The following is a 10,880-nucleotide window of genomic DNA, read 5'->3' as shown; positions in this document are numbered from 1 at the left end:
GGGCACTCGCTGATCAAGAAGCTCATGGCGGAGACCGATGCGGTCTTCGGCGGAGAACACTCGGCGCACTTCTACTTCCGGGATTTCTGGCGTGCGGACTCGGGCATGCTGGCTGCACTGCACACGCTGGCTGCTCTGGGCTCGGTGGATGAGGAGCTCTCGTCGTTGCTCGCGCCATATGAGCGTTACGTGCTCTCCGGTGAGCTGAACAGCCGCGTCGAGGATGTCCCCCGCACGTTGGAGGCGGTGGAGTCCACCTTTGCCGGGAGACCGGAATTCGCGATTGACTACCTGGATGGCTTGACCGTCGAGCACACTGGTAGTCCGATGTGGTGGTTCAATCTGCGTCCGTCGAACACCGAGCCGTTGCTCAGGCTGAACGTCGAGGGTGCCGACCGGATCACCATGGAACGCGTGCGTGACGACGTCCTCGGGCTGGTGCGCGAGGCGGCTGGAGGAGGAGAGTAGATGAGGCTCGATCCGGCGCTGCGGGAAGTGATTGTGTGTCCCGCGTGTCATGGCACCCTTGAGGAACGCGACACGGCGGCCGAGCTGGTCTGCGAGAGCTGCCGCCTCGCGTATCCGGTCCGGGATGACATCCCGGTGTTGTTGGTCGACCACGCACGGAAGCTCTGATCGACGATGTTCGCCGACGCTTCGCTTGACGACCCGCAGGCGCTGAGCGCGATCGACGATGCGCTCCGGGAGATCGCCGGGTGGGGCGCTCAGGTGCGCCGCGCGCATACCGCGGCGGCCGGGGTGCTGGCGCAGTTGGACCCGATGGACCGGCCCCGGGCGATCGTCGCCAGCGGTCCGCATGGACGGCTCTTCCGCGCGGTGCTGGAGCCGATCTGTCCGATGCCTTTCGTCGCGTGGCCCCATGGCGGCCTTCCGGCCTGGGCCGGCCCGCTCGACCTGGTGATCATCGTGTGTCCGGACGGCGGTCGCGAAGAAGAGGTGGCAGCGGCCGCCGAGGCTCGTCGTCGTGGCTGCTCGTTACTGGTCGCCGCGCCCGAGGAATCGGAGCTGCATACGGCGGCCGCGGGACGGGAGACGATGTTCCTCCCCGCCGGCAGCACGGACACCACTGCACTCGCGGTACCGGTACTGTGCGCGCTGCATCTACTCGGGCTGGGGCCGGAGGTGGAGGCGGAGCCCGTTGCCGAGGCCCTCGACCAGGTGGCCAAGGACTGCGCGCCGACCGTCGAGGCCGACGTGAACCCGGGCAAGAACCTGGCCCTGGCGCTTGCCGACAGCACGCCCTTGGTCTGGGGTGGGTCGGTGCTGGCGGCGCGCGCGGCACGGCGGGTGGCGGAGAGCCTGCGTGAGGCCAGTGGGCGTCCGGCGGTCGCCGGTGACGACACTCAGCTGGTTCCGTTGTTGTCGGCGGCGCCCGAAGCGGACCTCTTCGCCGATCCGTTCGAAGACGGGTCGCCCGAGCTGCGGCCCGCGTTGCTGATTCTCGACGACGGCACGGAGCCACCGATGGCGGCCGCCGCTCGACGACGGCTCGAGGAAGCAGCGGAGCAGGCGGCCGTGCGCGTCTATCCGGTGCTCGCGGTGGAGGGGTCGCAGATCGTGCGGTTCGCCACCTTGCTGGCCATCGGGCGTTATGCGGCCGCATACCTGGCGCTGGGCCTCGGTCGCAGACACTGACCGAACACTGACCGAAGCTCACCAACGCCGAAGACCGGCCGAAGATCGAGGTGAGCACGCCGCCGTCCGGGAACGGCGGCGTGACAACCGGCCAGTTCTGACGATCACCAGGACGCGGTGGACGGCAGCCCGGCGTGATCTTTGACCGGCGGCGTCGCCAGCTCCCCGCGCTTGCTGGTCCGAAGGCCGAGGCGCACGAGCGACTCCACGGTGACGGTCGCGGTGGTCACCCCGTCGACGACGGGCACACCGAGGCGCATGGAGATGTCGTCTCGCAGGTCGGCCATACCCGCGCAGCCGAGCACGATGACGTCCGACCCGTCGTCGCGCAGGGCTGCCCGGCATGTCTCGGTGATGGTATGCCGCACCTCGGGGTCGGTCTCGAGCTCGACGACGGGGATCTCGCAGGCATGGACGCCCGTGCACAGGTCCGCCAGGCCGTACCGTCGGGCGATGTCCCAGGCATGCCCGATTGTGCGCGACAGAGTCGTGACGACGCTGAACGAACGACCCAGGTAGCCGGCGGCACGCATCGCGGTCTCGGCGATGCCGACCACCGGCCCCCGTGCCAACTCTCGCGCAGCCAGCAGCCCCGGGTCGCCGAAGCAGGCGATCACGTAGCCGTCGTAGCCTGCGTGTTCGCCCGCGGATATCTCCCGTAGCACGCCCGGAACCGCCATCGCCTCGTCGACGTGGCTCTCAACGGAGACCGGTCCCGTGTCGGGATTCACGGCGTCGACGAGCACGCCCGGGCCGGCGGCAGTCCGGGCGTGCTCGCCGATCAGCGCGGTCATCGACGCCGTCGTGTTCGGGTTGACGACCAGGATCCGGACGGAGCCTTCGCTCATGCCGGATCGCTGACCTTCTCGAACGGGGGCTCATCCACCGATGGCAGGGCGGCGCCGAAGTTCGGTCCTGACCGCCGCGCAAGGAGGGTGTAGAGCGCGAAACCTGCCCCGCAGCCGAGGAACCAGCTATAGTCCGGCAGCCAGGTAGCCACGTCGGTCAGCTTCGGGATGACCACGGACGTGATCGCCAGGGTGCCGGCGATCGTCACGCTGGTGATCGCGACCGGGTTGTAACCCTTGCGGTAGTAGTACGCGCCGTCCTCTTCCAGGGTGAACATGTCGTCGATGACGAGATGCTGCTTGCGGACGATGTAGTAGTCGGCGATGAGGATGCCGAACAGCGGTCCGATCAGGGCGCCAAGCAGCCCCAAGGTCCAGAAGATCGCTTCTGGATCGTTGTACCAGTTCCAGGGGGTCAGCAGCACCGACCCGAGCGCAGCGATCATCCCGCCCATGCGCCAGCTGATCCGTTGCGGGCTGACGTTGGAGAAGTCGAAGGCCGGAGAGATGAAGTTGGCGACGATGTTGATGCCAACCGTTGCGATCACGAAGGTCAGGCCACCGAGCAGGATGGCCGTATAGGTGTCTATAGCCTCGACCGTGTGCACCGGATCGATGAGGAGTTCGCCGAAGGCCGGCACGGTGGCCGACGCTGTGAGCACGACGAGCAACGAGAACACGACGAAGTTGACCGGCAGCCCCCAGAGATTGCCCTTCTTCACCGCGTCGTAGCTGCGGCCGTAGCGGGAGAAGTCGCCGAAGTTCAACATGGGTCCGGAGAAATACGACACCACGAGCGCGATGGCCGACAACATCGTGCTGAAGACCGCCCAGCCCGATAGGTCGGCATCAGCCAGCGTCAGGCTGATGTCGAAGTCTGCCCGTAGCAGCATGTATCCGCACAGCATGAGCATGACCACGTATACGGAAGGGCCACAGAAATCGATGAACTTGCGAATGGACTCCATGCCCCGCCAGAACACGAGCGCCTGCGCGACCCAGAGAATCGCGAAGCTCACATACCCGAGCAGCGACAGGCCTAGGAACCCGTAGCGGTCGACGTCGGCGAAGTCCGCGAGACCCGGCCACAGCTTCAGAAAGACGATGTTGAGGGCCCCGGCGGCGAGGAACGTCTGAACGCCGTACCACGCCACCGCGATGAGCCCTCGAATGATGGCCGGGATGTTGGCTCCGAGCACGCCAAACGAAACTCGGCTGATGACAGGGTACGGTACGCCCGCGACCTGGCTGGGCTTGGCCACCAGGTTACAGAAGAACTGGACGATCACGATGCCGAGAACGAGGCTGACGAAGACCTGCCAGCTGGTGAGGCCTAGCGCGAACAGGCTGCCAGCCGTGACGTAGCCTCCGACGCTGTGCACGTCGGACATCCAGAAGGCGAAGATGTTGTATGTTCCCCAGCGCTGGTCCCGGAGAGGCGCAAGATCCTCGTTGGTCAGCCTGGGGTCATACGTGCGCTTGCCGACCCCGCGGCCGGGCGGGTGACCAGCGGCTTCGACCACGTCGGGATCGACCGCGTCGGTGTCGAAACGGGAGTCCTGCGGGGAGCGTACGCCGGTCTGCCCGACTCGGGGTTCGATCTGGGACATGAGCCCTCCTCGGTCGCGGTTCAATGGGACGTCGATATGACCTGCGACGCTAAGAGGACGCTGTTTCGTCTTCCGTCGGAGAGGAATTAAGGGCGCGTGACGGGAAAGATATAGGATTGCGCGCCATCAGAGCTGTTCGAAAGAGGCGCTCAGGAATCCTGGCGGAATACGTCCGGGTCGTCGCGGAATCCTGTGATCGCCCACTTGAGGTGCTCGAAGTGGCGGCGCGACTCCTCCACGAGCGCTTCGGAGTTCCGCGCCGCGAATGCGGCGAGCATGCGGTCGTGGTCCTCGTGGAAGACCGCGCGGCCATCGGAGTCGACCCGGGACATGGGCTGTACCGGCTCCGTCATGTTCCACGCCGACTCGTACATGTGGGCCAGCCGCTGCATCCGCGCAGGCGCGATCAGCGATACGTGAAACCGCCGGGACTCTCCGTGGTAGCCGCGCGTGTCGCCGCTGGCGATCATCTGGCCTAGGGCCCCGTGCGCCGCACGCACGACCTCGTCGTCCGCAGAGCCTGCGTGCAGGATCGCGACGCGCAGCGCCGACGACTCCAGCGCCTGCCGGACCTCGTACAGTTCGCGGAACTCGGCGAAAGTCAGTTTGGCGACGCTGTAGCCCACATGCGGCACATGCTCGACGAGCCCCTCGCCGAGCAGGATCTTCAGGGCTTCGCGAACGGGAATCTGACTGACCCCGAAGAAACTTGCCACGTCGTCGATCGGGACGAGCGTGCCCGGCGGCTCGTCTCCGGCCAGGATCGCGCGCCGCATGTCTTCCAGGACCTGAGGTTGCTGTCCGGCCGGGACACTGTTCACGAGCCGATCGGCAAAGATCGACCTTCGACGTGGGGCCACCGAACGTCGAGTCGAGTTTCGCACGCCAGCTTCTCCCTGCACTCTTTGGGACCGGCCACGGAACCAGGCGACTGGGCGGGTCCTGCTGACGAGAAAGACGCTAGGAATCGTTCATTTCGTCGCTGCACGGCAGAGGTTTCGCCCATGTAAGAGGTCGCTCACACCGGGGGAGCGAGGTCACGGCGCTAGTCGGGCGGCGCGGCTGTGCAGGTAACGCTGTTTAGGTGGGCTGGTGGTCCGGCGGGCGGCCTCCAGGTAGCCCTCCCGCGCCGCGGCGTCGTCACCCAGCATCTCCAACAGGTGCGCGCGGACGGAATGGAACCGGTGGTCGTCGGCGATCCGCTTGTCCGACCGGAGCTCCTCCAGCAGGTCGAGCCCCGCGCCCGCACCCCGCACCATGGCCACCGCGACGGTGTGGTTTAAGGCCACGACCGGGTTGTCCGACATCTGCATGAGGACCTCGTAGAGGGCCAGAATCTGCGGCCAGTCGGTCTCGTCGGCGGTGGCAGCCTCGTCGTGCACTGCGGCGATCGCCGCCTGCAACTGATATGGGCCGGGTTCGCCGCGCGGGAGCGTCCGGCTGATGAGGGCCACGCCTTCGGCGATGTCATCGGCATTCCAGAGGCGCCGGTCCTGTTCTGTCATCGGGATCAGCTCGCCGGCCGGTCCGGTCCGAGCCGCCCGCCTGGCATCGGTGAGCAGCATGAGCGCCAACAGACCGGCGACCTCGCCGTCGTCGGGAAGCATCTGATGGAGCATCCGAGTCAGCCGGATGGCTTCGGTACAGAGATCGGCGCGCGTCAGGACGGGGCCGGACGTCGCGGCGTAGCCCTCGGTGAAGATCAGGTAGAGCGCGTGCAGCACCGCCGCGAGCCGTTCCACACGATCCGCCGGGCGAGGGAGACCGAACGGGATGCCGCTGTCCTTGATGCCTTGCTTCACCCTGGTGATGCGCCGCGTCATGGTCGCCTCCGGCACGAGGAATGCGCGGGCGATCTCCGCTGTGGTCAGGCCGCCGACGGCGCGCAGCGTCAGCGCGATCTGCGACGGAGGAGACAGGGTCGGATGGCAGCACATGAACAGCAGGATGAGCGTGTCGTCGGACTCGGACGGCGGCTGATCCGCCGGTGGGGCCAGCCAGTTGCCGGGCAGGGTCCACTGTGCGACGGAGTCCTCGCGGAGCCGACGCGCCTGTTCGCTGCGGAGCAGATCGGTCAGCCGTCGCGAGGCGACGGTGATCAGCCACGCTTTCGGCCGGTCGGGCACGCCCGTGTCCGGCCATTGTGTTGCGGCGGCGAGGAGTGCTTCCTGGACGGCGTCCTCGGCGGTGTCGAAATGCCCGTAACGGCGCACGAGCGCGCCGAGGACCTGCGGAGCCAGATCGCGCAGCAGGTCCTCGACAGAGGGCTCGCTCATGGCCTCACTGCACGTCGAAGTCGTCGAAGCCCTCGACGATGGGCCGTACTTCGATGTACTCCGTGCCGGTCGGCTCGCCGCCGGGATGCGGGCTCTTGGTGATCCGGGCGGCGATCTCGGTGGCTCGGTCGAGGCTCTCACACTCGACGATCGTGTAGCCGGCCAGGACCTCCTCGGTCTCCGCGTACGGCCCGTCGGTGACGATTGGGACCCCGTCCTTGACGCCGTGGATCCTGCGGGTGTGCACAGGAGCGGTCAGGCCGCGTGCGTCGACGAACTCACCGGTCTCCACCAGCTCCTGGTTCCACGACTCCATGAACTTGTACATGGCCGCCACATCCTCCTGGGACCAGGCGGGCTGGTCGGTGGGCTTGCCTGTCATCAGGTCGTACTCGCGCTGCGACGCGTAGAGCATGATCATGTACTTCATGGCTGGCCTCCTCGTCGGCCGGCACCCGGATGGTGCCTCTCACCGAAGACGTCGGTGCCGATCACCTGTTCCGGACATTGTCCGGCATTCGAAGGTCTGCACGAGGCGGGCGGTAGCACGTGGGACATTGACGCGCCGGGCTACGGCCGCGATGGCAGGGAGGATCCGCTTCAACGGGTGGCCCGGAAGACGATGACTCTGGAGTCGTCATCTTCCGGTGAGCCGTGCCAGTCGCCGTACCACGCGACATCAGCGAAGCCCGCCGCGTCCAGCTCCTGACGGAACTCCTCGGCGGTGCGGAAGTAGAGGGTACTGGTGTAGATGCGATCCTCCCCGCCGGGGAACACGTTGTGCGCGTCGAAGACCACACGGCCGTTGTCGGCGCTGCTGACCTCGAGCCATTCCCGCAAGTACCCGGCCGGGGTGTCGCGCTCACCATAGGTGGCCTCGGCAGTCCAACGCTCCCACTCGCGGTACCCGGGGTTGCGCGACTCGAAGCTGAACGTCCCGCCGGGGCGGATCGCCTGGACGAGTGACGTGAGTGTCGCGGGCAGTTCCTCCGGGCTGACGTGCATGATCGCATTGCCGGTACAGATGGCGAGGTCAGTGGTTCCGGTCGATGCCAGCGCGGATGCGTCGCCCTCGATCCAGGTCACCGAGTCGGCGCCCGGCTGCCGGCGCGCGTAGCCCAGCATGGTTCTGCTCGGGTCGACGCCGATCACACTCCTGCCCGGCTGAACCAGCGAGCGCGTCAGCAAGCCGGTGCCGCACCCCAGGTCGATGATCGACCGCGCGCCGACCTCATCGGCCAGGGCGCGATACCAGGCATGGTCCGCCCCGCCAGGATTGTCGATGTCATACAGCTCGACGAGTTCCAGGTCACCGTACGGATCGCTCACCCTGCGAACTTTACGTGCTGTGCGCCCGGGCCGCGCAGCATGCAAAGGAGGTTGCGGTATTGGACTAGGTATTTCGAAGTCCGTTACGTTAGGGTTCTTCCGTGGCTGTACTTCTCCAAAACCCGGTGCGTTCGTACGCGTGGGGATCGCCGACGGTGATCCCGGAACTGCTCGGTCAGGAGCCCACGGGGCAGCCGCAGGCTGAGCTTTGGGTCGGTGCCCACCCGGGCTCGCCGTCGACGGTCGCCGCGGACGGGCGGACGCTTGACCGCTACATCGCGGACGACCCGGACAGCACGCTCGGCACCAAGGTGACCGAACGGTTCGGCGGCGTGCTGCCGTACTTGCTGAAGATCCTCGCCATCGAGCGGCCGCTGTCCATCCAGGTGCACCCGACCATCGAACAGGCCCAGCAGGGATACGCTGCCGAAGACGCGGCGGGCGTCGCGCTGGACTCGCCGAAGCGCTCCTACCGTGACCGCAACCACAAGCCGGAGATGGTGGTCGCGCTCACCGAGTTCGAGGCGCTGATGGGCTTCCGGGACCCGCGCGAGCTGGTGTGGCTGTTCGAGGAGATCGAGCGTGCCGAGTTCGACGACGCGGCCGCGATGCTCAAGCGCGACGACGGGCTACGCGAGCTGGTGACGACCTGGCTGAATCTGCCCGAGGCCGAGGCGCAACGTCTGGTCAGCGCCTTGATCGAGGTGGCGCGGGCCCGGCAGGACCGGGAGGCGCTGCGGATCGTGGCCCGGCTCGCCGACACGTACCCGGGCGACCGCGGGATTCTCCTCGCGTCGTTGATGATCCGGGTGCCGCTGCGCCCCGGCGACGCCGCATTCGTAGGCGCAGGGGTGCCGCATGCCTACCTGTCCGGCGTCGCCGTGGAGCCGCAGGCGAGCTCGGACAACACGTTACGGGCAGGTCTGACGCCCAAACACATCGACACAGCCGAGGTGGAGCGGATCCTGCGCTATGAGGCTCAGGGTGCCCAGCGGGTGCTTCCGCGCGAATGCGGCCCGCGGGAGAACGTCTACCCGGTCCGGGATCTCGACGAGTTCCGGATATGCCGTCTCGAGCTCGGCGACGAGGAGATCCACCCGAGCGGCTACGGCCCACGCGTGGTGCTCGTCGTCGACGGCCATGCGGAGCTGCGGACCGGCGCGAACATCGTCGAGAGCAGCCAGGCGGAGCCGATGGAGCTGGGGCAGGGGCAGGCCGCCTTCGTTCCGGACTCCGAACGGTCGGCGGCGATCACCGGCAGCGGTGTCGCCTTCACCATCACTCCGAACCTCAGTTAGTGCCCTAGAAGCCCGGAATCTGCCGCTCGCGGCCCGGGTGCGGCTCTAGGGCCTTCCTCGTGGGGTGTGCACAGGCCGACGTCGACATCGACCTCGGTCACGCAGGTGGCGCGAAACCGCCGGTAGTCCGCTGCTGATCCGACGCAGTGTCGTCGCGGCCGTCTCCGCGAGGACACTGCGTGGGTGCATCCTCATCCCGGCGATCGGGCCCCGCCACGTCAGGCCCGGGCGGTTCGTCGCTCACCCGCCCGTCCGGCGACCCGGGCTGTGCCCAGCCCGATGGCTCTCGTCCCGGGCCCGCCCAGCCGTCGCCTTCCCGAGTACGGGGGCCTTGCTGGTCCGGGCTGGACTGCTGGAACCCCGTCGCCCCCTGCTGCTGCGCGGACAGACGGACGCTCTCCCTGCGGCCTCGCTCATTGAGGACGGCGGCGAGGTATGCCCATGCCGGTACGCCGGGTGGCGGCGGCGGGCTGACCACGGCCGCGACCTGGTCGGCCAGCCGGGCTCCCAGCGGCTCCCGGACAGCAGGTGAGAGCTGTCGCCACCGGCTCAGGTAACTCCGTGCCGACAGCGCGAGATCGTTCGGCAGCCGGGACAGCTCCAGGCCCGTGGCCCAGTTCGCCAGCTCATCCGGCACCGCCGGTATGCCCGGCGGCGCCGGAATGCGCTCGCGGACGACGACGGTGCCCGCCAGCACGTCGCCGATACGTTTGCCGCGCTCGTTGAGGAGCGAGCAGAAGACTGCCCCGACGCCCGAAGTGATGACGAAGTCGGCGAAGACTCCGCTCAACGCACGGACCAGGGCGTGCCGGGTACGGATCGGACCGCCGTCGTCGCGCACCACGCGCAGCCCGAGCGCGAGCTTGCCGAGTGACCTGCCGCGGCTCAATGTCTCGATGGTGGTCGGAAGCGCGACCAGGAGCAGGATGACGGCGACCAGTCCCAGCGCGGTGGCCATGGCCGTGTCGACGCCGGGTATGACCGCGCTGATGAGCCCGAACAGGCCCAACCCGCACACGAGGTACACAGCGAGATCGATCACGATCGCGATCGTGCGGGACGGGAACTTGGCCAGCCGCAGTTCCAGCGGGACGGCCTCTCCGGTCACGACGTCGCTCATACCGCCCAGTCTGCCGCACCACCTGCGCGATTTGCCGCACCGGCTGCCCCGTACTCTCGAGCTGGAGCACGGCGCGCCTGAGACAGAAGGGGGTCGCGTGGACGTCGACGCGTTTATCGCCGCGCACCAGGACGAGTGGGATCGCCTGTCCGACCTGGTGCGACGACGTGGCCGGCTGTCGGGTCCAGAAGCCGACGAGCTTGTCCAGCTGTACAGGACCGTCTCCACCCATCTGGCGATGGTCCGGTCGGCCGCCCCCGATCCCGTCCTGCTGGGCAAGCTGTCCGGCCTGGTTGCTCGTGCCCGCGCCGCCGTCGCCGGGTCGCGCGACCCGGGCTGGAACGACGTCGTGCGGTTCCTGACAGTCCGGTTCCCTGCGGCCGTGTACCTGAACCGATACTGGTGGGTCAGCGCCGCGCTGGTGTCCCTGGTCGTGGGCGCGGTCATCGCCGGATGGGTGGCGGCCAACCCCGACGTGCAGGCGACCATCGGCGCGCCCGAGGAGATCCGGCAGCTGGTCGAGCACGATTTCGAGGACTACTACTCGGCCAACCCGGCGGGCTCGTTCGCGACGCAGGTCTGGATCAACAACGCGTGGGTGGCCGCCGGGGCGCTCATTCTCGGTGTCTTCCTCGGGCTGCCCGTGATCTACATCCTCTGGATGAACGTCATGAACGTCGCCGTCTCGGCCGGGCTGATGGCGGCAGCGGGGCGGCTCGACGTGTTCTTCGGGCTGATCACGC

The 10,880-nt window shown here is 67.8% G+C and carries 11 protein-coding genes and 1 pseudogene; 5 read left to right on the top strand and 7 right to left on the bottom strand.

Features of this window, described 5'->3' with window-relative positions; translation table 11 throughout:
- The 3 genes and pseudogenes from manB to ELR45_RS16845 all read left to right on the top strand — a co-directional run.
- Positions 1-468 (top strand): annotated as a pseudogene (gene manB / locus ELR45_RS40970) (phosphomannomutase/phosphoglucomutase); the annotation flags it as partial.
- Positions 469-636 (top strand): Trm112 family protein, encoded by a 168-nt coding sequence (locus ELR45_RS16850; protein WP_129667441.1) that lies wholly within the window; start codon positions 469-471, stop codon positions 634-636.
- 6 nt (positions 637-642) lie between these two features.
- Complete coding sequence (locus ELR45_RS16845; RefSeq protein ID WP_129667440.1) at positions 643-1,656, top strand: SIS domain-containing protein; 1,014 nt, start codon at positions 643-645, stop codon at positions 1,654-1,656.
- A gap of 104 nt (positions 1,657-1,760) precedes the next feature.
- Here ELR45_RS16845 and ELR45_RS16840 read toward each other — a convergent pair whose 3' ends face one another.
- From ELR45_RS16840 to ELR45_RS16815, 6 genes are all read right to left on the bottom strand, one after another.
- Positions 1,761-2,504 (bottom strand): aspartate/glutamate racemase family protein, encoded by a 744-nt coding sequence (locus tag ELR45_RS16840; protein WP_129667439.1) that lies wholly within the window; start codon positions 2,502-2,504, stop codon positions 1,761-1,763.
- Positions 2,501-4,114 carry an NCS1 family nucleobase:cation symporter-1 gene (locus ELR45_RS16835; protein WP_129667438.1) on the bottom strand — a complete coding sequence of 538 codons (1,614 nt, stop codon included), beginning with the start codon at positions 4,112-4,114 and terminating at the stop codon, positions 2,501-2,503. Before ELR45_RS16835 ends, ELR45_RS16840 begins: the two co-directional genes overlap by 4 nt.
- Positions 4,115-4,263: 149 nt before the next feature.
- The gene (locus ELR45_RS16830; RefSeq protein ID WP_205856735.1) at positions 4,264-4,935 is read right to left on the bottom strand and encodes a GntR family transcriptional regulator; all 672 of its coding nucleotides are present in this window, start codon (positions 4,933-4,935) and stop codon (positions 4,264-4,266) included.
- A gap of 216 nt (positions 4,936-5,151) precedes the next feature.
- Positions 5,152-6,390, bottom strand: coding sequence for an RNA polymerase sigma factor (locus ELR45_RS16825; RefSeq protein ID WP_129667437.1), 1,239 nt, complete (start codon positions 6,388-6,390; stop codon positions 5,152-5,154).
- A 4-nt stretch (positions 6,391-6,394) separates the two neighbouring features.
- Positions 6,395-6,820 (bottom strand): YciI family protein, encoded by a 426-nt coding sequence (locus tag ELR45_RS16820; RefSeq protein WP_129667436.1) that lies wholly within the window; start codon positions 6,818-6,820, stop codon positions 6,395-6,397.
- 170 nt (positions 6,821-6,990) lie between these two features.
- Positions 6,991-7,719: a class I SAM-dependent methyltransferase gene (locus tag ELR45_RS16815; RefSeq protein WP_129667435.1), complete on the bottom strand. Its 729-nt coding sequence runs from the start codon at positions 7,717-7,719 to the stop codon at positions 6,991-6,993.
- 101 nt (positions 7,720-7,820) lie between these two features.
- Between ELR45_RS16815 and manA the strand changes: the two genes are divergently transcribed.
- Positions 7,821-9,017 (top strand): mannose-6-phosphate isomerase, class I, encoded by a 1,197-nt coding sequence (gene manA / locus ELR45_RS16810; protein WP_129667434.1) that lies wholly within the window; start codon positions 7,821-7,823, stop codon positions 9,015-9,017.
- A gap of 97 nt (positions 9,018-9,114) precedes the next feature.
- On the opposite strand, the gene ELR45_RS16805 is transcribed toward manA, so the two are convergent.
- On the bottom strand, positions 9,115-10,137 hold the full coding sequence (locus tag ELR45_RS16805; protein ID WP_205856734.1) for an RDD family protein: 1,023 nt from the start codon (positions 10,135-10,137) through the stop codon (positions 9,115-9,117).
- A gap of 97 nt (positions 10,138-10,234) precedes the next feature.
- Between ELR45_RS16805 and ELR45_RS16800 the strand changes: the two genes are divergently transcribed.
- Positions 10,235-10,880 (top strand): stage II sporulation protein M (locus ELR45_RS16800; protein WP_165367851.1); only part of this gene is annotated, 646 nt, incomplete at its 3' end.

The sequence above is a fragment of the Phytoactinopolyspora endophytica genome, from assembly GCF_004138495.1.
Classification (GTDB): domain Bacteria; phylum Actinomycetota; class Actinomycetes; order Jiangellales; family Jiangellaceae; genus Phytoactinopolyspora; species Phytoactinopolyspora endophytica.
The sequence above is the reverse complement of the archived record's forward strand: the minus strand, read 5'-3'. Positions and strand labels throughout refer to the sequence as shown.

Bases quoted from the DNA above. Each gene is read 5' to 3' on its own strand.
- ELR45_RS16850 (WP_129667441.1), top strand. From the start codon at position 469: ATGAGGCTCGATCCGGCGCTGCGGGAAGTGATTGTGTGTCCCGCGTGT.
- ELR45_RS16845 (WP_129667440.1), top strand. From the start codon at position 643: ATGTTCGCCGACGCTTCGCTTGACGACCCGCAGGCGCTGAGCGCGATC.
- ELR45_RS16840 (WP_129667439.1), bottom strand. From the start codon at position 2,504: ATGAGCGAAGGCTCCGTCCGGATCCTGGTCGTCAACCCGAACACGACG.
- ELR45_RS16835 (WP_129667438.1), bottom strand. From the start codon at position 4,114: ATGTCCCAGATCGAACCCCGAGTCGGGCAGACCGGCGTACGCTCCCCG.
- ELR45_RS16825 (WP_129667437.1), bottom strand. From the start codon at position 6,390: ATGAGCGAGCCCTCTGTCGAGGACCTGCTGCGCGATCTGGCTCCGCAG.
- ELR45_RS16820 (WP_129667436.1), bottom strand. From the start codon at position 6,820: ATGAAGTACATGATCATGCTCTACGCGTCGCAGCGCGAGTACGACCTG.
- ELR45_RS16805 (WP_205856734.1), bottom strand. From the start codon at position 10,137: ATGAGCGACGTCGTGACCGGAGAGGCCGTCCCGCTGGAACTGCGGCTG.